General features: G+C 51.3%; 23 protein-coding genes and 2 tRNA genes. 11 read left to right on the plus strand and 14 right to left on the minus strand.

The features are described 5' to 3' along the window. The first annotated feature begins 23 nt into the window (after window positions 1–23). On the plus strand, window positions 24–956 hold the full coding sequence (gene mptA / locus AArcSt2_RS06860; RefSeq protein ID WP_174652133.1) for a GTP cyclohydrolase MptA: 933 nt from the start codon (window positions 24–26) through the stop codon (window positions 954–956). Window positions 957–972: 16 nt separating this feature from the next. Here mptA and AArcSt2_RS06865 read toward each other — a convergent pair whose 3' ends face one another. The 3 genes from AArcSt2_RS06865 to AArcSt2_RS06875 all read right to left on the minus strand — a co-directional run bounded on the left by AArcSt2_RS06865 (window position 973) and on the right by AArcSt2_RS06875 (window position 3,974). Beyond that, window positions 973–1,776 carry a TrmB family transcriptional regulator gene (locus tag AArcSt2_RS06865; RefSeq protein WP_174652134.1) on the minus strand — a complete coding sequence of 268 codons (804 nt, stop codon included), beginning with the start codon at window positions 1,774–1,776 and terminating at the stop codon, window positions 973–975. A gap of 93 nt (window positions 1,777–1,869) precedes the next feature. Then, complete coding sequence (locus AArcSt2_RS06870; protein WP_484549543.1) at window positions 1,870–2,163, minus strand: DUF8159 domain-containing protein; 294 nt, start codon at window positions 2,161–2,163, stop codon at window positions 1,870–1,872. Between the two features lie 182 nt (window positions 2,164–2,345). Next, a complete protein-coding gene (locus tag AArcSt2_RS06875) occupies window positions 2,346–3,974 on the minus strand; it encodes a DUF255 domain-containing protein (RefSeq protein WP_250583525.1) in 1,629 nt (542 codons plus the stop codon). Between the two features lie 115 nt (window positions 3,975–4,089). On the opposite strand from AArcSt2_RS06875, the gene AArcSt2_RS06880 reads away from it, so the two are divergent. From AArcSt2_RS06880 to AArcSt2_RS06890, 3 genes are all read left to right on the plus strand, one after another. Next, window positions 4,090–4,707, plus strand: coding sequence for an FxsA family protein (locus tag AArcSt2_RS06880; RefSeq protein ID WP_250583526.1), 618 nt, complete (start codon window positions 4,090–4,092; stop codon window positions 4,705–4,707). Between the two features lie 156 nt (window positions 4,708–4,863). Then, window positions 4,864–4,937: transfer RNA gene (locus AArcSt2_RS06885), tRNA-Ile, on the plus strand. 193 nt (window positions 4,938–5,130) lie between these two features. After that, window positions 5,131–5,304, plus strand: a complete 174-nt coding sequence (locus tag AArcSt2_RS06890) for a hypothetical protein (protein WP_250583527.1) — start codon at window positions 5,131–5,133, stop codon at window positions 5,302–5,304. Window positions 5,305–5,333: 29 nt separating this feature from the next. Here the strand turns inward: AArcSt2_RS06890 and AArcSt2_RS06895 are convergent, their stop codons facing one another. Together AArcSt2_RS06895 and AArcSt2_RS06900 are read right to left on the minus strand one after the other, a co-directional pair. Then, entirely contained in the window at window positions 5,334–6,311 is a 978-nt protein-coding gene (locus AArcSt2_RS06895) for an ADP-ribosylglycohydrolase family protein (RefSeq protein WP_250583528.1), read from the minus strand. Window positions 6,312–6,366: 55 nt separating this feature from the next. Next, on the minus strand, window positions 6,367–7,533 hold the full coding sequence (locus tag AArcSt2_RS06900; RefSeq protein ID WP_174652139.1) for a sensor histidine kinase: 1,167 nt from the start codon (window positions 7,531–7,533) through the stop codon (window positions 6,367–6,369). 150 nt (window positions 7,534–7,683) lie between these two features. Here AArcSt2_RS06900 and AArcSt2_RS06905 point away from each other — a divergent pair, with 150 nt between their 5' ends. Both AArcSt2_RS06905 and gpmI read left to right on the plus strand, forming a co-directional pair. Then, entirely contained in the window at window positions 7,684–8,706 is a 1,023-nt protein-coding gene (locus AArcSt2_RS06905; protein WP_250583529.1) for an NAD-dependent epimerase/dehydratase family protein, read from the plus strand. A gap of 27 nt (window positions 8,707–8,733) precedes the next feature. Then, window positions 8,734–10,248 carry a 2,3-bisphosphoglycerate-independent phosphoglycerate mutase gene (gene gpmI / locus AArcSt2_RS06910; RefSeq protein WP_250583530.1) on the plus strand — a complete coding sequence of 505 codons (1,515 nt, stop codon included), beginning with the start codon at window positions 8,734–8,736 and terminating at the stop codon, window positions 10,246–10,248. Window positions 10,249–10,266: 18 nt separating this feature from the next. Here gpmI and AArcSt2_RS06915 read toward each other — a convergent pair whose 3' ends face one another. Beyond that, a complete protein-coding gene (locus AArcSt2_RS06915; protein WP_174652142.1) occupies window positions 10,267–10,935 on the minus strand; it encodes a TVP38/TMEM64 family protein in 669 nt (222 codons plus the stop codon). 96 nt (window positions 10,936–11,031) lie between these two features. Between AArcSt2_RS06915 and AArcSt2_RS06920 the strand changes: the two genes are divergently transcribed. Next, entirely contained in the window at window positions 11,032–11,421 is a 390-nt protein-coding gene (locus tag AArcSt2_RS06920; protein ID WP_174652143.1) for a DUF5830 family protein, read from the plus strand. A gap of 21 nt (window positions 11,422–11,442) precedes the next feature. Here the strand turns inward: AArcSt2_RS06920 and AArcSt2_RS06925 are convergent, their stop codons facing one another. Next, window positions 11,443–12,471, minus strand: a complete 1,029-nt coding sequence (locus AArcSt2_RS06925; RefSeq protein ID WP_250583531.1) for a DUF7115 domain-containing protein — start codon at window positions 12,469–12,471, stop codon at window positions 11,443–11,445. Window positions 12,472–12,624: 153 nt separating this feature from the next. On the opposite strand from AArcSt2_RS06925, the gene AArcSt2_RS06930 reads away from it, so the two are divergent. From AArcSt2_RS06930 to AArcSt2_RS06940, 3 genes are all read left to right on the plus strand, one after another. After that, window positions 12,625–12,775 (plus strand) — tRNA-Met (locus AArcSt2_RS06930). 312 nt (window positions 12,776–13,087) lie between these two features. Beyond that, window positions 13,088–14,170, plus strand: a complete 1,083-nt coding sequence (locus tag AArcSt2_RS06935) for a PAS domain-containing sensor histidine kinase (protein ID WP_174652145.1) — start codon at window positions 13,088–13,090, stop codon at window positions 14,168–14,170. A 340-nt stretch (window positions 14,171–14,510) separates the two neighbouring features. Beyond that, window positions 14,511–17,162 (plus strand): hybrid sensor histidine kinase/response regulator, encoded by a 2,652-nt coding sequence (locus AArcSt2_RS06940; protein ID WP_250583532.1) that lies wholly within the window; start codon window positions 14,511–14,513, stop codon window positions 17,160–17,162. Between the two features lie 13 nt (window positions 17,163–17,175). On the opposite strand, the gene AArcSt2_RS06945 is transcribed toward AArcSt2_RS06940, so the two are convergent. The 4 genes from AArcSt2_RS06945 to AArcSt2_RS06960 are packed head-to-tail and all read right to left on the minus strand — an operon-like array spanning window position 17,176 to window position 19,288. Further along, window positions 17,176–17,361, minus strand: a complete 186-nt coding sequence (locus tag AArcSt2_RS06945) for a DUF8178 family membrane protein (RefSeq protein ID WP_174652147.1) — start codon at window positions 17,359–17,361, stop codon at window positions 17,176–17,178. A 60-nt stretch (window positions 17,362–17,421) separates the two neighbouring features. After that, complete coding sequence (locus AArcSt2_RS06950) at window positions 17,422–17,982, minus strand: DUF1684 domain-containing protein (RefSeq protein WP_250583533.1); 561 nt, start codon at window positions 17,980–17,982, stop codon at window positions 17,422–17,424. Between the two features lie 51 nt (window positions 17,983–18,033). Next, the gene (locus AArcSt2_RS06955; protein ID WP_174652149.1) at window positions 18,034–19,002 is read right to left on the minus strand and encodes an aldo/keto reductase; all 969 of its coding nucleotides are present in this window, start codon (window positions 19,000–19,002) and stop codon (window positions 18,034–18,036) included. Between the two features lie 52 nt (window positions 19,003–19,054). After that, window positions 19,055–19,288, minus strand: a complete 234-nt coding sequence (locus tag AArcSt2_RS06960) for a DUF8028 family protein (protein WP_174652150.1) — start codon at window positions 19,286–19,288, stop codon at window positions 19,055–19,057. A 170-nt stretch (window positions 19,289–19,458) separates the two neighbouring features. Between AArcSt2_RS06960 and AArcSt2_RS06965 the strand changes: the two genes are divergently transcribed. Then, a complete protein-coding gene (locus AArcSt2_RS06965) occupies window positions 19,459–19,746 on the plus strand; it encodes a DUF8072 family protein (protein ID WP_174654476.1) in 288 nt (95 codons plus the stop codon). On the opposite strand, the gene AArcSt2_RS06970 is transcribed toward AArcSt2_RS06965, so the two are convergent. The 3 genes from AArcSt2_RS06970 to AArcSt2_RS06980 all read right to left on the minus strand — a co-directional run bounded on the left by AArcSt2_RS06970 (window position 19,743) and on the right by AArcSt2_RS06980 (window position 24,167). After that, window positions 19,743–20,672 (minus strand): DMT family transporter, encoded by a 930-nt coding sequence (locus AArcSt2_RS06970; RefSeq protein WP_250583534.1) that lies wholly within the window; start codon window positions 20,670–20,672, stop codon window positions 19,743–19,745. The genes AArcSt2_RS06965 and AArcSt2_RS06970 overlap by 4 nt on opposite strands. A gap of 105 nt (window positions 20,673–20,777) precedes the next feature. Beyond that, the gene (locus AArcSt2_RS06975; protein ID WP_250583535.1) at window positions 20,778–23,027 is read right to left on the minus strand and encodes an NADP-dependent malic enzyme; all 2,250 of its coding nucleotides are present in this window, start codon (window positions 23,025–23,027) and stop codon (window positions 20,778–20,780) included. A gap of 102 nt (window positions 23,028–23,129) precedes the next feature. After that, window positions 23,130–24,167 (minus strand): DUF7544 domain-containing protein, encoded by a 1,038-nt coding sequence (locus AArcSt2_RS06980; protein ID WP_174652153.1) that lies wholly within the window; start codon window positions 24,165–24,167, stop codon window positions 23,130–23,132. Window positions 24,168–24,182 lie beyond the last annotated feature (15 nt).

Genomic DNA, 24,182 nt, shown 5'->3' on the forward strand with positions numbered 1-24,182 from the left:
ATTGCCGTCCTTTTTGTCACATGATGAGTCATCAATTGCCCGACGTCCAAGCAACACGTCCAGATATTGCGGTCGGGCTTAGTCAGGTTGGAGTTACCGGAGTCGAGAAGCTAGTCAAACTTGCACGGGCAGACAAGCGCCCAATCGTTCTTATGGCTGAGTTTGAGGTATTTGTCGACCTTCCGGGTGGTCGGAAAGGAATCGACATGAGCCGGAACATGGAAACGATCGACGAGATTCTCGAAGACGCAACCGATGGTGAGTTCGATCGTGTCGAAGATGTCTGTGGCGATGCTGCAGAACGGCTGCTTGCAAAACATGACTACACCTCCACCGCAGAAGTCCGAATGTCCGCTGAGTTGGTAACAAAAGAGAATACACCAGCGAGCAATCGTCCGACCCAAAGCACTGCGACAATTATTGCAAGTTCGATCGCGACCGATGAGGGAACTCGCGAAGAAATTGGCGCGGAAGTCACTGGTATGACTGTCTGTCCATGTTCACAGGGGATGTCAGAATCCCGCGCTCGCGAGGAGCTTATTGCGCTTGATGTCGACCGAGAGACGATCGATACGTTCCTCGAACGCGTCCCACAACCGGGTCACTCCCAGCGTGGCCACGCAACACTCACTGTTTCGAGCGACGGGTCACCCGACGTCGATCTTAGTGATATTATTGATATTGCTCGCGATTCGATGAGTGCACGAATCTACAATATGGCAAAGCGTCCCGACGAAGACCACATGACGTTTGCCGCACACTCGGATGCAAAATTCGTTGAGGATTGTGTTCGTGCGATCGCAGAGGGTGTTGTTGAGGAGTTCGATCATCTTCCAGACACCGCGGTTGTTAAAATGAAACAGTCAAACGATGAGTCGATTCATCAGCACAATGCGCATGCAGAGCGTGAGGTGACGGTTGGACAGCTTCGAAAAGAGCTCAACGGTTCTGTATAGATTGCTGCGACAGAATTTATAGATTCAGCGGTTCAGCTTGCTCCCATTTTGGAGCAAATACGTCTGTAACATCAGTCGCGAAGTCTGGGTCCTTCAGATCAATCATTGCAAACGGCTGCTCTGGATCAAGTGGATTTGGAACTTCAATACAAACCTCCGTCCCATCGATGATATTGAACGTTCCGTCAACGGTGTCCGCAACCCGGACTTCAAATCGTGGGTGGTCTGCGAGCCGATTTGCATACGTTCGGCCAACGCTTGGTGGGAGATCAGAGACAAGCGATCGAGACATCAGTAGTGAGATATCAACACCGCGATCAAGCGCAGACTCAAGTCGGGTTGTTACCTGGTCGCCAACACTCCCGAGATCAAACCCTGAGCCAGGTGAACTTGCAATCATCCGTATTTCTTCTTCTGCAGCCGAAATTCGTTCAATCAGAAGATCAAGTGTTTCCTCATTACCGACCGCAGCGGTCCAGAATTGGCCGCTAATCGGCTCAGCAGAGTCAAGCTCATCGACTAATGTGTCAACAACTGCTTGGTACTGTTTTGCCTGCTGATCAAGTTCGCGCTGTTTATTTTCGAGGAGCCGATCGAGCGCAGCTTCTGGCTCTACTGCAACGTACTTTTTTGGTCGGCTTGCCGCCTGACTGCGGGCGAGACTATACTGTTCGAGACTGTTCAGTACATCATAGATTCGGCCCATTGGGACATCGCTTGTCCGAGACAACTCTTTTGCGGTTGTTGGCCCTGTCCGAAGCAGCGATCGGTACGATCGTGCTTCATACTCAGAGAGCCCAAGGTCACGTAAGCTTGCCATATATGTACCATCCACTACACGTACAAAAACTCTACGGCAGTTTATAATCTACCGAGGAGGAGACCCAGAATTTACGTTCAAAATTCTTGACAACTACGATTCGTCAGCCATTTCGAGTGTTAGCAGGATTCGCATTGACAGTTCATCTTCGTCGATATCACCATCAAGGTATTCATCAACCCACTCGGTTTCGACGTACCAATACGCAAGGTCGCTGTCGTCCATCCAGTCCAGCGCAGTAACGTTCATCTGCTCAGTTTCAAGACCCCGATTAATGAGTCCGATATATGCACCAGAAATATATCCCATTTCTGATGCAATCTCACCTTCGTCAGTTCCCATCGGGTAATACTCGACGTGAAGTGAGTCATTTTCGATGGGCGGAATCTATCTCTTACAATAGTGAAGCCTGTTGTGTCCATAACTCCTACAATAACTTCACAGTTACAGATTGCTGTTTTCACCACATTCAAACAGATCCACACATTTACTCTACGTTCACAAGAATATATATGCTGCTCAACGGCCAGCTATGGCCTGTCCGGTCGTCGTATGTATCTCAAAGAGTTTCAGACAACATCTTCGATGTGTGCTAGTAGTTCATCCGGTGTCGTGATCGGTGTGTCTTGGGCCGAACCACGGACGATCGCTTCCCCATCCGGTGGTGTTGATGCATTTGGAATCACTACTTTCTCGTGATCAGCGATACGGAGTGCTGCACGGTGAAGGGTTGTTCCAGGTTCGGTCCCAATTTCGATTACAAGTGGGTCGTCCAGTAGTCGCGTGACAACTGCGCCATAGCTTGCGATGTGGACGCCCATACGATCCCATGCACCAGCAAACGCTTCCATTGCCTCAACAGCGACCTCTTGGTACCGATCTTCGCCTGTAAGGATTGCAAGTTCGAACAGCGCATCTGCGAGTTCGACACTGCTGTCGATCGGTCGGAGCGGTCGATCAAGCAGTCCAATATCTCGGTTTGGGCCATCGGAGAAGGACCCGCCAACAAATAGTTTCTCTATTGCCTGGTCGGCGATCGCCGTTGCACGCTCAAGACGTGTGTGATCACCAAGCACCTGTACCGCGGTTGTCCACGCACTCAGTACCTGCGCGGTGTCAGACAACAGGAGTGACTCACCACGCTCGTCACCAGAGACGTAGTGGATAATTTCGTTGTCTTCGAGCAGTTCGGTTTCGATTGCAGTTAGAATCCGCTCAGCGGACGTTTTCGCACGATCGTCGTCGGTGTAGCTATAGTAGGTCAATAATGCATCTGCGACGAGTGCATTTCCGCCTGCAAAAACGGTCAGGTCTCGACGAGGGGCGGTCAGTTCTTCACGCTCGGATGCGGATGCGCCGTAGTAAGCTGCGCCTTGTCCCGGACCAAGGCTTCCACCAACGCCTACGCCGGTCCAGAGCTCGTCAGTGAGAAACTCGATCGTCTGTGCAGCAGTCTGTTTGTACGCGTCATCACCAGTGTAGAGATATCCATTTGCGAAGGCACGGAGGAGCGCTGCGTTCTCTTCGATCGTTTTCTCATAGCGAACACCACTCCAATCGCGGTTTGCCGCAACGCGGAAGAACCCGCCGTCAACGCTGTCAAACAAGTGACGATGGATCGCATCCAGCGTACGGACTGCGGTATGTTGTTCACGTTTGAGTGCGAATTCGATCGTCCGTGGCAGTGGGAACTTTGCATCCGTTCCCCACCCACCGTATTCGGAATCGAACTGCTCAGTTAGTTGACCGGCAAGATGTTCGTCAATTCGATGCGAGAGTGTATCACGTGGCGTTGGCTCATCTGCAAGTGCTCTCGGAATCCGCCCCGAGTCGGCTCCTTTCTGTCGCCACAGGTCACGAACGCGCTCAATCACCTGTCGGAACCCATCGGGGGGAAGATAGCTTGTTCCAGTCAGTAGCGTTCCAGTTGGTGTCAAAAACGCTACGGTTGGGAAGCTCCCCATGTTGTAACGTTCGCGGACGCGTGGATGTTTGTCGACGTCTGCTCGAACCGGAATAAACCGATCGTTCACATGTGCAGCAATCCGTGGCTCAGCAAAGGTCCGTGCATCCATCTCATGGCACTCTTCGGACCATGTTGCAGTAAGCAACAAGAGCACTGGTGTGTCTGTCTCGGCTGCCTCCTCAAATGCGTCAACCCCCCACTGACGCCAATCGACCCGGGTCGAGTCACTCATACACCGTTGCAGGTGATGGTCGGGTGTAAGGTCTTCGAGATACCGATCGTCACAAGAATAACCTACGTCGACCAGTGACAAAAGGGCTATCACACCGGAGCGAGAAGATGCGCGTATGCGAACGCGCTATCTGATCGCGCTTTTACTTCTCATCCCCCTCGTCGACTCGTTTGTCCTTGTGGCGATCGTTGGCTACGGGCTCCTAACGTGGTTGCAGACGATCGCCCTCGTTGTACTTACAGGATTGCTTGGTATGCTCTTGGTTCGCGCAGAAGGACGGGCCACAATCCGTCGAACACAAAAAAAACTTGCCGCAGGAGATATTCCAACGAACGAACTGCTCGATGGTGGCCTGTTGATCGCCGCTGGAGCGTTTCTGTTGACACCAGGACTAGTGACAGACCTAATTGGGTTTTTGTTGACACTGCCCCCCACGCGGTACCCAATCCGTGAACTGTTGAAGCGGCTTGTGGTGAAACCGTACCTCGACAAACGCTCCGGTGGATTTGTGAGCGGTAACGTCTACACGTTCGGGTTCCCAAACCAGGGGCAAGGGCAGGCGCAGGGATCACCATTTGGAAGTGAAGCGGATACTGGATTTGGCGCCAGCAATAGGGATGTGACGGAAGACAACAACCGCCAAGACCGAGCAGCAAATGATGTTGTTGATGTTGATTTTGATACCGTAGAGACGGACGAGGATCGATCGTCTGGATCGAACAGCAGTCGGTAGTTCCGTGAATACGTTGTGGCATGTTTTTGTGGTATTTCGATCGATAGTGACGTGTGTGAGCGATCGGCTATGGTAACTGAAACCGTATGACGGGACGGTGATAGCAAAAAGAAAGTCTTAAACAGCATCCCACGCAACGAGTAAATGCGCCACCCTGGGCCAATAGCTCAGTCAGGTTGAGCGCTCGGCTGATAACCGGGAGGTCCGCGGTTCAAATCCGCGTTGGCCCACTACCATCCAAGGCGTTTTTTGGCCTTGGGAAATTGGTGGGGACAGCTCCCCAGCCAACCAATTTCGACGTTTCAGCAAATTCGAGAAACGTCTATCTCATCTAATACGGGAACAGCGCATAACGCACCCCGACACTGTACTTCGATTAGCATTAGTCGACGATTTTCTACCTAATTTCGGGGGTTTTGCGCTATGAGAGGTCAATCTCGCCTCTCAGAGTTCGGCGGAAACAGTTCTGTTGATCTGTCACTTCTTACTGGAGCTGAGCGGAAAGCGTACGTCGCCGTTCGGCTGAACGGCGTTGGTGTTCGCGAATACGCTCGTGAAACCGATCGATCACCAGGGACGATCGATTTCAAGAACTAATTACATGCAACGACCTGCTGTCGCCGCTGTCACAGACTAAGCGCACCCGATTCAACGAACTCACGAGCCGATCGATCGACCCCGAACTCCTGATCAAAGAGTGTCTCTGCAAGCGTCTGTATACGGTTCGATTCGGGGATTCCGTTGACCCATCGATCGGGGAGTGCTTGCTGACCAAATCGAGCACCAGCAATTGCGCCAGTCACCGCACCGATCGTATCAGTGTCACCACCCATCATGACCGCATCGACAATTGCTTTTTCAGCGGTTTCCGCAGTTAACCCATGAAACAGCGCTGCTTGGAGTGTCGTCACCACGTAACCGCTGTTCGAAAGTGACAGCTCTGATCGGGTTCGATCGCCATTCAATACCGCACAGACATCGAGCACAGCCTCGCGAAGTTCGGCTGGCGCAGTAGGCGTCCGATCGAGTGCTCGCTCAAGCGGCCGATCGTCACCGCGGAGTAATCCTGCAAGTGTGAAATTCAACAACACACACGCCCACTGACAGCGCGGATCTGCGTGCGTAATTGCGGATGAGACACGACTCACAGTCGTCAGTGAGTCGGGCTGATCAGTAAACGCAAGCGCATATGGGCAACAACGCATTAGACTCCCATTGCCTGCGTTCTGTCCTTCTGGAAGGAATGCCCACTCCTCGATACCGACAGTGTCCCATGAGCCGCCTTGAGAGAGCCGACGTAATACGGTAGCCGTGAGCATTCCAATATCAAATGGGTCCGTTTCATACCACTGAATAAATCGATCGGCGACTAACGCAGGCACGAACGTTTCGGTTGTGACTAACTTTTCGGCAATACAGAGGGCCATGTCAGTGTCATCAGTCACGGTTCCAGCAGGTTGTCCGTGTGTTCCATTCCCAAGCAGTGTAGTTACATCTCCGTGTTTCGATCGAATCGCAGTTGGAGACAGAAACTCAACAGGTCGACCAAGCGCATCACCACACGCAAGACCGACGAACGCGCCAACAGCACGAGAACGAGTCATACAAAGAAAAGACCGTCAATCATCCTATATATTTGGGCGAACTCAACAAGAGCCGCTAGCGACTACGCTCTGGATGATGCACAACGACATTCGTAAACTCAAACCGAGCACCACCCTCGCTGCTTTCGGTGACTGTAATGTCCCATTCGTGGGCGTCTGCAATGCCTTTTACGATCGCAAGCCCTAATCCGAGACCATCTTTCGATGTTGTATAACCGGATGTGAAAATCCGATCGTAGTCGGTTGCTTCGATTCCAGGTCCAGTGTCCTCAACGTAGAAACCGGTTGGGTCTGCAGTCACTCCAACACGAACGGTAACAGGGTCGGTACTGTGCTCAACCGCGTTTCGAAAGAGATTCTCGAAGAGTCGTTCAATCCGGTCGGTATCTGCTCGAAACTCCAGTTCTGTCTCAATTGTCACCGACGCCTGCCCCGTATCAACCATCTCCCAACAGCGAGTCGCCAGTTGTGAGAGCGAGACCGTTGAAAGCATCTCTATCTGTCTACCCTGCCGTGCAAGGGTGAGCACGTTTGCAATAATCGTCTCCATCCGGTCAAGTGCGGAGGCAGCTTTCGAAAGATGTTCTGAGTCATTCCGGTCGCGCTCAAGTTCAATCCGCCCTTGTGCGATATTTAATGGGTTACGAAGGTCGTGAGAGACAACGCTTGCAAACTGATCAAGATTCTCAAGTTGGGTTTCGATACGACGGCGTTCGAGTTCATGTTCAAGCATTCGACCAATAAGCTCTGCAAACATGGTTTCGTCGGTTGTGAAATCTATTGGACGCGGGTTATCTGAGACAAAACAGAGCGTCCCGTAGAGTTCGTTTTCAATCATAATCGAAGTCCCATGATAGCAGTACCGACCGTATGATTCAACAGCAATATCGTCCTCCCAACCAGCTTCTCGTACATCGTGTAGAATGAGCGGCTCCGCTTGCTCGATTGTTCGTCGACAGTAGGCTGTACCTAGGTCGACAATCACTCCGACAGGAACCTTACCATCCGGTGAATCGGTACTTGCGATCGCTTGCCAGTGATCTGCCTCCCGATCAATACGGGTTAGATGTCCGTTTTCAACGTCCAGATACGCCTTTCCAATTTCAAGTGCATGATCTGCTTTCCACGCAAACGACTCGTCCGTTTTCATCACCTCATAGAGAACTTTTCGAGCTTGGTCCGGAGATAGATCTGCATACTCACCCAGATCACAACTGCCCATTCAAAAAACACCCCGTTGATTTTGTGACAAAAGAATAAGATGAGTGCCGCCTGAGTATCGACATAGTGCAGTATAGACGCGCAGCGAATATGAGTGTTCACTATCGGTGAGCAACCGGATAGCTATGACCGTTCAAAATAAAATCAGGTCATGGATGTTCTCGTCCTCGGTGGGACCGGATTGATTAGCACCGCAATTGTTCGCCAACTCACCGATCATGGTCACCGCGTTACGACGTACACACGAGGCGAAACAGCAGCCACACTTCCGGCGACGGTGAGACAGCTTCATGGCGATCGGAATGACACTGCGGCCTTCCAGCGCACGATGGGGGCCGAATCTCCAGACTGCGTGATCGATATGATCTGTTTTACTGGTGCACAGGCAAAACAAACGGTTGCGGCTTTCAAAAACCGAATCGATCGGCTCGTCTTCTGTAGTACGGTTGATGTGTATGAACGGCCACCACCGAAGAACCCAGTAACGGAAGCATCGCCACGCACGCCAGTGAGCGAGTATGCTGCCGGGAAAATCAGTGCAGAGAATGTGTTCACCGAGGCAGACGCAGATGGTGCGTTTGATGTTGTAACAGTTCGGCCGTGGAACACGTACGGTGAGACAGGGACGCTGGTCCATACATTTGGAATGGGAACAAGCTATCTTGATCGAATCCGGAGGGGCAAGCCGATCGTCGTCCATGGGGATGGAACCGGACTCTGGGGACCGTGCCACAGAGATGACGTGGCAAGCGCGTTTGTTGGGGCAGTTGAAGCGGATGGGGTTGGTGGCAATACGTACAATGTCACAAGCGAGGAGACAATGACGTGGAATCAGTATCACAAGCGTGTCGCATCGGCACTAGACGCTCCAGAACCGGTGTTGGTTCACATTCCAACTGGGTTACTCCTGCGTGTTGCACCCGATCGAACCACAATGTTACGCGATCATTTCCAATATAGTACAGTCTTCGATAACAGTGCAGCAAAGGCGGACCTTGGATTTACATATACCGTCGAATTTGAGAGTGGCGTACAACGAACCGTTGCATGGCTGGACGACCATGACGAGATCACAACTGCGGATGCAACGATATCTGATGATGACATAATTGCGGCATGGCGTGCTGTATGCACTGAATTTGAACAGTCAGTTCCTGTGGGAAACGAAGCGTAATTACGGATCGCGGGACAGTATCACCGTATGGACGCTGCACTCATTATTCTCGACGGGTGGGGACTCGGAGATCACGATCGACGCGATGCGGTCAAAGCCGCAGCAACGCCGAATTTCGATCGGCTATCCACGCAGGGCGCATATGGGACGCTCAAAGCAGATGGACGGGCTGTTGGGTTGCCTGATGGGCAGATGGGTAACAGCGAAGTTGGACATCTCAATATCGGTGCTGGACGAGTTGTCAAGCAGTCATACACACGAATTGGTGACTCGATTGCGGATGGCTCATTTAATACTAATAAAGCCGTCAACGATGCCTTTTCGTATGCGATCGAGAATGATGGACGGGTCCACTTTATGGGGCTCGTCAGTGATGGGGGGGTACACTCAGATATTGAGCACCTCAAATCACTGATACAGATGGCAGGCGATCGGGGCGTCCCAGCAGTGACGCACGCGTTTACAGACGGACGAGACACCTCGCCAACCGGCGGTGCAACATATCTTGCCGATCTTGAAGGGACAATCCTTGACGTGGGAACCGGAGAGGTCGCGACCGTGTCCGGTCGATACTTCGCGATGGATCGAGATCAAAACTGGGATCGAACGAAGCGAGCGTACGATGCGATCGTCTCCAGAGAGGCCGAATACGGCGCACAGTCAGCAGTTGCGGCAGTCGAAGCAGCCTACGAGCGTAGTGAAACCGATGAGTTCATTCCACCAACGACGATCGACGGAGGTGCAGCGCTTGAAGACGGAGATGCGATCGTCTTTTTCAATTTCCGATCGGATCGAGCAAGGCAGCTTGTTCGACTCCTCGCAGATATAGAACCGGAATGGCTGTTTGAGACAACACCACCGAAGACGAATCTGGTGACGATGACGCAGTACGACGAAACGTTCGATCTACCGGTTGCGTTCCCACCGGAGCAGCCGACTGAGACCCTCGGTGAGGTTATTTCGAACGCAGGGTTGACACAGCTTCGGCTTGCAGAGTCAGAAAAGTACGCACATGTCACATACTTCCTTAATGGTGGCAGAGAGGTAGCGTTCAGTGGGGAACGCCGAGAGATCGTCAAGAGCCCTGCGGTCCCGACATACGATCTCCAGCCGGAAATGAACGCACCGCTTGTGACAGACACGGCGATCGATGTAATCGGGACGGACGATCCAAACGTCTTGGTGCTCAACTATGCGAACCCTGATATGGTTGGTCACACCGGCGACTTTGGCGCTGCTGTCAGTGCAGTGGAAGCGGTTGACAAACAGCTTGGACGGCTCGTAAATGCAATCACTGCTGCTGGTGGGCATGTCCTAATTACTGCAGATCACGGCAATGCGGATGATATGGGGACTCCTGAAGAGCCACACACGGCCCACACATTCAATCCTGTTCCGATCATCTATCTGACTCCTGAACTAACGGACGGCAATCGGCGTATTCGAAACGGTGGCGCACTCTGTGATCTCGCACCCACGCTGCTTGAGTTGCTTGGGCTTTCACAGCCACCGGTGATGACTGGACAATCACTGTTAGAGTAGAGTAAGTAGCAGTAGGGGTTATCCACGAACCGGTAGTGGACGTATGTGCCGATACAGCGGCCCAGCAAGGAGCATGATACCAACGGCACTCATACCCGCAAGGAGCCACGGATCGAACGCGCTTGTTACCTCGCCAGCAACAAGCTGGTCGATCGAAATGCCGATAATAACACCGAGAACCGCCCACGGGAACTCACCGACAAACGTTCCTGCGACGTAGGCTCGAACGCGAACGCCTGCAACTCCGGCTCCGATCGAGACAACATCGGATGGAAGCGGAAACAGCCTGCTTGCAGCAACGCCACGAAAACCACCAGTTATTGAGACAAGCTCTTTACCAGCAGTGCCAATACGACCGCTGTGGCCCGTTTGTTTTGCAACAAGGTACGGTGCGAGGCCAGTCAGTGTGAGCAATATTGCAGATGGAATAATCCCACCCACACCGATTGCATAGCCCGCAGCGATCGGGATGAGTGTTGTTGGCCATGCAAGCGCCGGTCGGATGAGTGCAAATCCAGTCAGAAGCAAGAGGAAGACGAAGGGCTGTTCAGCGGTGCTATCCAGCCAGTGCAGAATGACGCCAGGATCGGTGAGAACTGAGAGGACGAGCACAAGGCAGAGTGTGGTCATCCCAGCAACCGCTCGAGGATGGGATCGAATCCAAGAGATGACTGCCCAGCTGTCCATCTATGTGTCCGTTGAAACGAGTCGATATACGTTTTCTGTCTTCGATCGCCGCGGATTCTGAGTAAGCGTTTTGATTGTTGATCGTAAATCACAACTGTGACCGATCGGTCAACAGATGAGACAGAGCGAGCACGAAAGAAAGAGCTCGCGCTTGAGCTGCTTGCACATCTCGAGACGGATGAGCTTGCGCTGTCGGCAGTAATCGATCGGATTGAAACAATTACCACAAGCCCTCAGCTAACTCGGGAGATTCTTGACACGGCCGAAAAACGAGGGATTATCGGACGCGATGGGGCACGGATACAGACACGGCGTGGAGGGACTTTTGTTCGGTTTGAAAGCCAGGTCGTTGTCCGAGAGGGTGAGTTTAGCTGTCGTCGCTGTGGTGCAGGAATCTCAAGCGGTCATTTCATCAGATTTGAATCCGGTGAGCTGGGGCCATTTGGGTCCTCATGCATTCGAAAAGTAACTGGCAGAGAGACGTAGTACCATTTTAGTTCAGTTCAATTATCGGCCGCGCCGGAGCTCTTCGATAAGCGTCTGCAGTAGATCGCCTTGGCGTTCGATCTGCTCGGCCTGTTTCTCAATCGTCTCTGTGAGTTGTTTGACCTGTGCAGTAAGTTCATCGTCAGCAACTGGCCCAGCGGATTCAAACGGCGACCCTTCAAATGCATCTGCTTCAGTCTGCTCCGCTTCTGAGAGCGAGTTTTCAAGCGAGAGCTCCGCAGACTGTGAGTGGCTTGCAGTAGATTCCCTTGCAGTTGTCTCTCGGGCTCCTTCAGACTCGGACTGTGTTTGTGAATCATTCCGATCGGCACCAAGCGGTGTGAGACCATCGCCGAAATCAAGTGAACTTTTGCTGTCATCGGGCATCTCTTCAGGTTCGTCTTCCGCTTGTTCTTCGATCGTGAGCCGGAACTCTTCGAGACTCTCAACATCGTGATGCGCACAAATTACTTCCGAGAGCGTCTCGCTGACCGCTCGAGCATCCTCATTCGGCGTTTTAAATCGCTCTTGGCGGCCATTAAGTGTGAGGACGATCGATGTGGCGACACTACCATCCTCGAACGTGAGGTCAGTTACATCATCGTAATGATACTGCTCGGCATCAAGATCCCATACAGCCGTGCCGATATGTTTCACGAGCCGGCTACTTGTTATAACCAGCGAGAGGTCACTGAATCGAAAGAGTCGAAACACGGTCTCATCTGGCTCGATTGCACCAGTGTGTTTGAGAACACCAGCAACAAGCGGTTCGAGAACAGTATCAACCTTTTTAGCAGGGAGTGCAAGCGTGTCCTCACCATCAAGGCCATATTTAAGCGTGATTTTGGCTTTCCGGCGACCCACAGAGACACTGATCTTTTCAGCCTGATGTGAATACGTTTCGACTGATTCGTCCGATAACAAACCTTCTGCCCGGTAGACAACGGTTTGTGTTGGCGTTACCACAAGTACGTCATCGCCACCAAGTGGGATCTGTTCGATAATTTCTTCACCCTCAAGACGACCAGTAAGCAGCTCGGGTAAACTCATTGTGAGTGCAGTTTTTCGCGCACAGCATAAATCCGATGGGTCTCGCGGTGATTATTACCCACTCCATTCGGCTACAGAGAGACTGTGCGTTAGTATACCGAGGGCGACCGAGATGAGAAGGTTAAAGAGTATGATCGCAATACGTAGAGGTGAGGCCGGGTGGCTTAGCTGGACATAGCGCCGCACTCATAGGGTAATTGAGATTCGGTGCGGTATTGCCTTGGAAGCATCCGCCCCCAAGAGGCTTGCCGAGCCTCATACCTGGGCTATGCGGAGATCGCGGGTTCGGAGCCCGCCCCGGCCATACGACAAATCGTTTTGACGAAACCAGATACCAATAACGCTGGTTCTGTACGAGCCGATCGACGTAGTGTTAGTCTGGCTGCTAAAACTACACCAACTGAGCGCGTGAGTTATTGATGAGACTCAGCTGTCTGTTCAGGTAACTGAAATCAGCTGGTAGCTACACAGACGCGATTATTGATCGGTTCCTTTGTTTAAATTTTTGTGGAGACCAAAAAATATATAATTCAAAAGGTGCCTGCGGAGACGGAAGCCGGGGAGACCCCTTGTTCAGGCTCCAAGAGAATATACCTGATCTCAGTCAACAAATGGTATGACTGATTGCTCAGACGAGCAATTGCCTGCAGAGACTGCAGCCCCAATCGATCGTGCCCATCTCGAATACATGCGTCTCGTTGAGAATATGCACGATGTCTGTGTCCTCGTCGAAATTGAAGGTGCGCCACCCACCGAGAGTTACCGGATCTGCCGATCGAACCAGTATCATAAAACCGTCACTGGGTGGACTGAGACCGATATCCGTGGTGAGAGCCCAACCACCCTATATGGTAAGGAGATCGGTTCTGACGTTATCAAGAATTACAGACGATGTATCGCCGCTCGCGAGCCGATCGAGTATGAAGCCGACCGACTACTCGATGGTGAGCTCGAAACATGGAATATCAAACTGTCGCCAGTGATTGAACACGATCGAGTGACACACTTGGTTGTCGTTGCTCGGCAAGTCACCGGAAAGAAACAAGAGCGGGTCGAGTTGGAACGTGAACGAAAACGATTAGATGAGCTTGTTCACCTCATTGCTCATGACCTTCGAAGCCCGCTCAATGTCGCACAAGGATACGCTGACCTTCTTGAAGAACCGCGTACCGGTGGCCAAGACAGCGATTATCTCGAACAGGTACAGGGCGCACTCGATCGCATCGACACGATTATTTCTGAAACAATCACGCTCGTAAAACAGGGTAACACTGTAAACGATGTCGATGCTGTGGGACTCTCCTCGATCGCACGTACCTCGTGGAAGATGGTTGAGACAGAAGATGCAACACTTACAGTCGATATCGATTCAGAATGCTCGATTGTGTGCGATTACGAGCGAACCAAGCATGTTTTTGAGAACCTATTTCGTAATGCCGTTGAGCATGCAGGCCCTGCACCCACAATTACAGTCGGCCAGCAGAGCGACGAGGGGTTCTATATTGCAGACAATGGGAGCGGCATTCCTAAGAAACACCGAGAGACCGTGTTTCTTGCTGGAGTCTCCATAGAGGGGAGTACTGGCTTCGGGCTCTCGATTGTCAAGTGGATCGCAACCGCTCATGGATGGGATGTTGACATCGAAGAGAGCAACAGCGGTGGCGCTCGATTTGAGTTCACCAATGTAACGATCGAATAGTGGCCGTAATCGACACTTGATCAGACTCTACCACAGTCTTGTCTACAGGTAGACATGGTGCGATACTGTGCTCCAAAATACGGTCGTTTGGTCCATGTAACGGGTCGGTGCGAGCATCGATTTCACGATCGATCTTCACTAATCCTCAAGAGAGAGCAGAATTCGGACTCTTAGAGAAGTTAGTTGGCCATGAAAACCAACAGAACGTGAATGTCAAGGACGTAATAAGCGTGCAAGCATCTGGTTCGGAACCGGTATACTCAGTTCCGTATTGTTCTGGTAACCAAATAAATGCTGTACTAAATGTTTATACCTTTGCTGATATTTCTTTTATTAGACGATGTCCTCCCTGTCTGTGCTTCATATTGATGATGATCCCTCTTTTTTGCAGTTAGCATCAAATTATCTCGATCGTGTTGATCCGGATATCGAACTACTAGTAGAGACCGATGTTGCTCGTGCAATCGCACAAATTGAATCGGAGCTCTCTCGGTATGATTGTATTATTTCGGATTATGAGATGGGTGACAAAACCGGACTAGACCTATTAAAAATTGTTCGATCGGTCGATAGCGAGTTTCCATTTATTCTTTACACTGGCAAAGGATCCGAAGAGATCGCAAGCAAGGCAATCTCTGCGGGTGTGACCGATTATTTACAAAAGTCTCATGGCAGAGAGACATACACGCTGTTAGCAAATCGGGTCCGAAACGCGGTTCAGACCTATCGTGCAGAGCAAACCCGTACTGCGCTCGAAACGCGGCTCGAAACACTCACAGAAGCAACATTCGATGCGGTGTGGGAGCGATCGTACATAGATGGAGAACTTCTATGGGAACGTGGGCTTCGTTCGCTCTTTGGATATACTGAACAGCGACACTCAGAGCAGCCATTGTCTGCATGGTGGCGCTCGAATATTCACACCGAAGATCGTGATCGCGTGGACACGCAGTTACAGCAAGTACTGGACGACAGCGGCGAGAGATGGGAATGTGAGTACCGATTCAAGCGGGCAGACGGTTCGTACGCCACTGTAATCGATCGAGGGTATCTCAGAGTAGATGGCGAAACACAGCGGCTTATTGGCTCAATCGACGATATCAGTGCGCTTCGTGCCGCAGAGGCGGATGCAAAGCAAAGACACGAACGGATGGCTGATGGGTATTTGTTTGTCACCGATCAGTGGAAGATAACGGAAATCAATTCAAAAGGGTCTCAGTTGCTGAACACTCCTGAAAAAGATATTATTGGGCATGATTTTTGGGAGCAGTTTCCAGATGCGATCGGCACACTGTTCGAATCAAAGTACCGACATTGTATGATCTCTGGTGAGCATGTAGAATTTAACGCGTATTATCCTCCGTTTGATTCGTACTATCATGTTCGATGTTACAGCGATCAACGTGGGCTTTCGATCTACTTCCAAGACGTCAGTAAAAGTGTTTCTCAACAACAACGGCTACGAGAAGAGCGGAACTTGCTCGAAGAACTGTTCGAGACAAGCCCGATTGGGATTATCGTGCTGGATCGTGATGGACAGATTATCCGATCGAACTCACGAGCGGGAGACATCCTTGGAGTCTCTGAGCTAGGAATGGCCGAGCGAGCGTACAATGATTCGGTATGGAAAATTGTCGACGAAGAAGGAAACACAATCTCTGATGAGGAACTGCCGTTTCATGTCGCACGTGAAACTGGCACGTCAGTGTTTGATTATCGACATCAGATTACTCGATCAGATGGAACAGCGGTATGGATTTCTGTTAATGCATCGCCGCTCTTTGCGGATGATGGCTCAGTTACATCGGTTGTTGTCACAATAGAAGATATCTCGGGTGAGAAACGATACACATCCATACTCAATGACCTTCATGAGTCGACCCGAAATATGCTCCGGGCAAAGACCGTAACCGACGCCGTTACCGAAGGGATACTGGCAGGTGAACAGATACTCGGGCTCGAAATCTGTGGGGTCTTCAGATATGATCCGTTAACGGAGCTTTTGACACCGATTATCACGACCGACCGGGCAGCCGACGTTATCGGAGAGTATCCACAGATACCCGTATCAGAAGGTCTTGCAGGTCGAGTATACAGGACCGGTAAACCAGAGGTACACTCGGATCTTCGGGACGTCTCAGCGCGTTATAACCCGGAGACAAACATTCGAAGCGAAGTACTGTTTCCACTCGGCGAGTATGGTGTGTTTGTTGCCGGCTCAACGACAGTCAATGCCTTCGATGAGACGCGTGTTTCGTTAGTACAGGTATTCTGTTCGAATCTTACTGCCGCGATCGAGACACACAGACAGGACGAAGCACTCAAAGAGAAGGAAGCAACACTCAAACAACAGAACGACCGATTAAGCGAGTTTGCAAGCGTGGTCTCGCATGACCTCCGAAACCCGCTGTCGGTTGCGAGTGGTTATCTCCAACTTGTTCGCGCAGAGCAGGACTCACCGCATCTGGGGCGGATTGAGACGGCAATAGACCGTATGGATGAGCTGATCGATGATCTACTCACGCTCGCGCGGACTGGTGAAGAGATAGATACCAATGAAACGGTATTGGTGAAGACCGTCGCCGAAGCAGCATGGGAAAATATCGAGCGTGACGATGCAACACTACGATTCGAGAGCGGTCTTAAAACGATACGCGGTGATCCAGTACGGATTCAACAACTCTTTGAGAATCTGTTTCGGAATGCGATCGAACACGGTGCAAAATCTATGCCAGCAGAGGCCCCATTAGTGGTGACTATTGGGCCACTAGAAGATACCATGGGGTTCTATGTTGAGGACACGGGGACAGGGATTCCGAACGAGTATCGTGAGTCTGTGTTCGAGCATGGTTTCAGTACAAATACTGATGGGACTGGATTTGGGCTCTCGATTGTCTCCACAATCGCGGATGCCCATGGGTGGACTAGTACACTCGCGAAGTCCGAAACAGGCGGCGCTCGGTTCGAGTTTAGATTACCGTCTACTGCGTAGTCTCTCTGTTCAGTTAGACAGGGCGGCCGCCTTCACTCGTGCCAACAAGAAGCGTTCCGATGGTTAGGATAATTGCTGCTGCGACAAGGGCGACAATCTCGAATGTACCACTGCCGGCCGTAAGCGCTGGAAGGAAAAGCAGTGTACCAATAACCATCAGTGCTGCACCGATGAACGTCTGTTGTGGGAGCGTATCCATACGATACACACAGAACCCATCAATAATGAGCGTTTTCTTTCGATGTAACGCAGGAGTGGTTCAGAGCGGTGGTTCGTTTTCGCCTGCTAAAATGATACATGAAAGCCAGTTTTCTTTCGGCGCAAGCGGGCACGAAAATGCCTCGTTGTATGCACAAAACGGCGTGTACGCGAGATTGAAATCAATCGTCACTTCGTCACCGGTCTCCAGCGAGTCACTCGGTGAGAGCTCCATATATCGCCCTTGTTCGTAGCTTTGTTGACCGGTTGTTTTGTCACGAAATGGTACAAAAATCGGCTGCGCTTCGTCTTGGTCTTGTTTGTACCCGCAGAGCGTATAGGTCTCATTATTAACGGTGAATTCGAATGTGACTGTCCGGAGATACCGGACATTTGGCCCCGCGCTGGTCTCCATTTCGATCGGCTCTGGCTGCTCATGAACAGTTACCGTCGCGGTCACACGGAATGTTGGGTCCGGATCGGCGTACGATAATCCATCAAATGAATCTCGTTTCTCAGGTGGTATCGGTGACTGGGGATGTGTTTCAAAAAACTCGTCTTTTTCAGCCCGTTTCGTACGGAGCTCTTGCTCCCATGCTGCTTGATCGAATGAATTGCTCATACACAGACAGTAGACACCGAACATAAAAGAGCCAGTGATACTGTTAGGAGACTACTTTGCGTCTGCAATCCGATCGAACTGTTCATCAGTAAGATCAATCTCGGCCGCGCGGAGGTTCTCTTCAATCTGTGTGACAGTTCTTGCACCGATGATTGGAGCAGTCACTTGCGGGTGCGTTAGTAACCATGCGAGACTGACCTGTCCTGGTGTCGCATCAACCTCGTCTGCAACTGTTTCGATCGTCTCGATCGCATCAAAGTTTTCCGCAGTAAGATATGATTCTGCAAAGCGTTCATCAGTCGCTCCACGAGAGCCAGCAGGTGGCGCTTCATCCCGATGATATTTGCCGGTGAGGAATCCACCTGCAAGCGGTGACCACGGGACAACACCGATGTCGTAGTGCTCACACATTGAGAGATAGTTTCCTTCAATTTCGCGGTTGACTGCATTGTATCGTGGTTGTGAAACAGTGAACGGTTCATATCCGCGTTTGTCTGCAATCTCATTAGCAAGGGTTACTTTCCACGCGTTCGGCTCAAATGTAGATGCACCAAGATAGTTTACTTTCCCGTCACGGACAAACGAGTCAAGCGTTCGCATGAACTCCTCTGCAGGGGTGTCATCATCCCAACGGTGTGTGTAGAGCAGATCAATGTACTCCGTCCCAAGCCGATCGAGGATGAGATCAATATTCCGTCTCAGATGCTTTCGGTTGAGCCCGCGACCATTTGCATCGTCACGAGTTGGCCAATAGATTTTCGAAGCAATAACGAAGTCTTCTCTGTCGCGGTCGGCTAACCAGTTGCCAATATATTCTTCCGATCGGCCGTCCCCGTACATGTCGGCAGTGTCAATGAACTGGCCGCCCGCCTCCGCATACGCATCAAGAAGTCGATGCGCTTGCGCTTCTGTGATTTCTATCTCACCCTCGTCGTTCTCCCGCCCGAACCGCCAGGTCCCGAATGCAATCTCTGAGACCGTTGTTCCGGTTCGACCCAGTGAAACAGTATCAAGTGACATATGGATGTTTTGGTCCGTTACTGTCTAAAATAAGACGGTGTGTTCGTGGGCGTTACCGCCGATACTCATGTCCAGCAATCAGAGCGAGAATATGGATGGCGATCAGACCGACGAATACCACCGCTGAGACACGTATCTGTTCAATAGCTAGCAGCGGAAGATAGCCGAACGGGAGTGCAACAGCAGTCCAAAATGCGATACCACGAATGCGTGCGAGGAGCTGCGTTTTCATATCTGACCAGTGGAGGACATGGCGAACAGGGGCAGGGACGGATGGAACAGACATAGAACACCAGTAGACGATTCGCCGTTCTGTATAAAATATCCCTATGAGCGTTCACGTGAGTTTACAACGGTTATACAGTCCTGTAAACCGGTACGAAATACCTACTCTCAGCGAACAAACAACAACAGAGACAGCAAACAAAATTTATGTCTGATCGATCAACAGAAGGTATGAAAGACCTTCATCCAATCGCAAAGCGGATTCATAACATCACACCAGAACCCGTTATTCTCACGTTATCTGATGGAACAGTCGGAACGTTTCAGTTCTCGTGGACTGAATTTTTCCAACAGGAGTTCCAAGCGGAAGGGACTCGAAAGGAGGATGATGCAGCCTACCGACTCATTTCAACTGAGGATTATACCGAGATTATGGTCGGAAGACAGCCATCAGCGTCAGATGGGTGGGAGATGATTGGCACGATCGAATCAGCGGAGCCTGTAGCTGAAGACGCCTAATCAGCAGATGGCGCGCTCCACCGTCGGGTAAATTCGCTTCGGATTGCCTTACGCTTCAACAGGCCGAATCCGGTAAAGATGAGAACAAAACCAACAACGGTCGTCACGGTGAGCCCTTCTTGTAAGAATATCCAACCAGCGATCGCTGCAAAGATCGGTGCAACATACGAAACAAGATTGATTTCGATCGGACCTAAGCGGTCAAGCAGATCAAAATAGATCAGAAAGCCGATCGCACTGGCTGCGATTGAGAGATATGCGAGTGCAGCTACGGCTTCAACTGTCCACTGAATATCAGCCATTGATTCGCCCATCCCCAGCGAGAGAATGTGCATGAGAATACCACCCAAAATCATGGCCCACCCCTCCATCGTCTCAATTCGCATCTGTGCGTCAATGCGTCGAGTGAGAACGCTCCCAAGTGCGAACGCAACGGTTGCGAAAAAGACAAGCAACTTTGGGAGCGCACCGTCTGCGGCGAGGTTGCTTGGATCCGGGTTAGCAAGTACAATCGCCCCTGCAAGCCCTAACATGAGCCCGATGATACCCAAGACAGTGAGTCGCTCGCTCGGCAAGAGGAGTCGAGCGAAGACGGTGGTCAAAAGTGGGCTTAAACTTACGATTACCGCTGCGATCGCACTAGTAACAAGCGGATCGGTCTGTCCAATGAACAACAACGCGTGGTACGCTGCGATGAGGAAGACAGCTGCAACAGCGACCAACAGCCACTGTTCGCGGCCACGTGGAATTGGATCATCAACAACCCAAAAAGCGTATCCCAACATCAACACGCCTGCGATCTCATACCGGAGTGCTGCAAACAGCACGGGTGGCAGATATTCAACCCCGAGATTGATCGCCATAAACGCCGAACCCCACACTGCAGCAAGAATCAAAAAGAGACTTAGATTACGATAGGGTGACACACAAACAGTCGTAGCGGCACCGGTTAGAACGTTACGAAGGCGGGTTGTTCAGCCGGATGTTGTTCCAGTTGTATCGGACACGTCTGTGTGGTATTTGTATTGTATTTATTTTTCTTGTGCGTCGACGACGGCAACACCTGCAAGATTGACGATGTCTTTGACTTCGTCACCGCGCTGGAGGACGTGGACTGGTTTGTCCATCCCAACAAGCATTGGGCCGATCGCTTCTGCGCCACCAAGCCGCTGCAGCAGTTTGTAGCCGATGTTACCAGCTTCGAGGTTCGGGAAGACCAACACGTTCGCGGGTTCATCTAGCGCTGAGAAGTCGTAGGTGCCAGTGAGGATCTCTTCAACGACAGCAGTGTCAGCCTGCATCTCACCATCGACTGGGAAGTCAACCGTTGGATCATCATGTAGCTTCGCAACGGCATCACGTGGCTTTGCGGTGCCCTCGTTCAGCACACTGCCGAAGTTGGAGTATGAAAGCATTGCCGCACGTGGCTCGACATTAAATCGACGTGCAAGGTCTGCAGTATGTTTCGTGATCTCTGCGAGCATCTCCGCATCTGGATCCTGGTTCACCGTCGCATCTGCACAGAAGATCACACGGTTGTTGATCGTAAGCATGTACACACCAGCCGCATAGTCGGCATCGTCTGCAGTTCCAATCACCTGTAGTGGTGGACGCAGTGCGGACGGGTAGTGGTGGGTCAATCCAGTGAGCATTGCATCTGCATCACCGACTTCAACCATTACACTGCCGAGATAGTTTGTGTCTCTGCGAACAAGCTCTGCGGCCTCGCTGTGGGTGATTCCTTTACGTTTGCGGAGTTCATAGAGCCGATCAGCATACGGTTCAAGCGATCGCTCATCCGGATCGACAATCTCCGGAGTGAATGCAAGTCCAAGCGATTCTGCAGTGCGGTGAATCGCTGTCGAGTTTCCAAGCAGAATCGGCTCTGCAATTCCTTGTTCTTGGAGCTGGTATGCTGCTCGAATCATCTTCTCGTCGGTCCCTTCCGCAAGTGCAATCCGTTTTGGGTTGCTCTTTGCTTTGTTGAGGACGACACGCATCATCTCGCGTGATTTGCCAAGGCGTGCTTCGAGCTGTTCAGCGTAGACGTTCGTATCAATATCTTTTCGGGCTACACCGCTTTCGACAGCGGCTTTCGCAACTGCAGGTGCAACAGTGAAAAGCACTCGTGGATCGAGCGGCTTTGGAATAACGTAGTCCGGGCCGTACTGCAGTGGTTGGTCACCGTACGCTTTGACAACTGCATCAGGCACATCTTGTCGTGCAAGCTCTGCAAGCGCCTCTGCGGCGGCACGTTTCATCTCCTCGTTAATGTCGCGTGCGCGAACATCGAGCGCCCCTCTGAAAATGAATGGGAACCCAAGTACGTTGTTGACCATGTTCGGGTAGTCCGATCGCCCGGTTGCCATAATCACATCATCATCGCGGGCGGATTTTGCGTCTTCGTAGGTGATTTCAGGATCCGGGTTTGCCATTGCGAAGATGATCGGGTTATCATTCATCGATCGAACCATCTCTTGAGAGACGATCCCGCCGATCGACAGGCCGACAAAGACATCTGCACCATTCATCGCATCTGCAAGGTCGCCCTCTGGAACGTCCTGTGCAAACTCACGTTTGAACTCGTTAACATCAGCAGCCCGTGACTCTGTGATAATTCCCGAAGAGTCACACATCGTGATGTTCTCTTTGTTCGCCCCAAGAGAGACATAGAAACGAGCCGTTGCAATCGCACTTGCGCCAGCCCCAGAAAAGACGATCTGTAGCTCCGAGAGGTCTTTATTCGTCAGATCAACGGCGTTGATCAGCGCCGCACCTGAAATGATTGCAGTCCCGTGTTGATCATCGTGGAAGACCGGAATCTCCATCTCATCTCGAAGGCGTGATTCAATTTCAAAGCACTCTGGAGCCTTGATATCTTCAAGATTAATCCCACCAAAGGTTGGCTCCATGGCTCGTGTTGCAGCCACAAGATCGTCGACGTTGTCGAGATCAAGCTCAATATCAAACACGTCAATATCAGCGAACCGTTTGAAAAGGACGCCCTTTCCTTCCATCACTGGTTTCGATGCTTGTGCACCGATATCGCCAAGACCCAACACAGCAGAGCCGTTAGAGACAACACCAACAAGGTTCCCTTTTGCGGTGTAGTTGTACGCCTGTTCTTTGTCGTCTGCGATATCAAGACATGGTGCAGCGACACCCGGCGAGTACGCGAGGCTTAGGTCGCGCTGTGTGTTCGTCGGCTTTGTCGTTGCAATCTCGATCTTGCCGGGAGGATCTTCTCGGTGATACTCCCGTGCGTCATCATCCAGCCCCATACCTTCGAATCCGTTGGGACTCTCAAAAAGCTATCCGTATGCGTCGTGCTTTACATTCGACGATCGTCGAAATGTATGCACCAGGAGACGGACTGCAAGGGGTCACTCTCGTGGTTGAACTGCTGCTAACAGGTCAAAATCACGGTCTGCAAGACGGAGAACGGAGAGTTCATACACTGTAAGGTAGCTCACGACAAGGATCCGAAGCGGCAGGGCAATAAGTACGATTGCAACAATCGCAAATACAGCAACGGTTGCAAGAGCGACAAGGATCCCGATCGACTCCATCGCAACGGCAACGCTGCCCGCAATGCCAAATACAAGAATAATACCTGCAAGCAGGGCGATTGCTGCCACAAGTCCGATAACAACAAATAGAATCACAGATTGGGCAATACCGATCAACAATGCAAGCAAAAAGTGGACGAGAAGGTAGCCAATAAACTGTTTCCATTCCGTTCTGAGTGTTGGGGTGAACGCAGTCCACGCAGCAACAACGCCACCATCTGTGAGCGTCATAATCGGGACGACGAATTCGTCTGTAAATCGAAACAGTCCCCATAACAGAAGGGTAGCAAGCGCCGAATAGAGGCCGAGTATGAGCAATCCGATCGCAGCGGCCGTTGATGGATCACGAATCGACACCGCGAAAAAGTAGCCAACGATACCAACTCCAACAACAGGAGCGGCCAGTATAGCGGTTATACCGATTTTGAACCCAACAACTCGAAGCGCTTGTCCAAATCGATCAATGAACGGTGTAATAATAGAGACCGTATTCTCACGGATACTATCGTAGAAGACAAACCAGAATGCCGCGACGATCGTCCGAAAGAGCAACCAGACTAGGAGCGCCACAACGATAATAGCAACAACTGTCGTTAGCTCTGCGGCAGTTAGTTGGTCAGTTCCGTCTGCTACTGCTTGCTGTACGGCCGGTTCTGAAAACAGCTCTGGGAGCGCTTCGATCGGGCCACTAAAACTCACAGAGATTCCCGGTGGATTCACCGTCGAACCAACCGAGCCAAGAAAAACGACAATAACGGCGAGTTTGATCCATGCAAGAATCTTGAACGGAAATAGAAATCGACGCGTTGCATTGAGGGCGGTATCAACGCTATCGACTGCATACCACGACATATCGATGTGAACTCA

The organism is Natronocalculus amylovorans, from assembly GCF_023638035.1.
Taxonomy (GTDB): Archaea; Halobacteriota; Halobacteria; order Halobacteriales; family Haloferacaceae; genus Natronocalculus; species Natronocalculus amylovorans.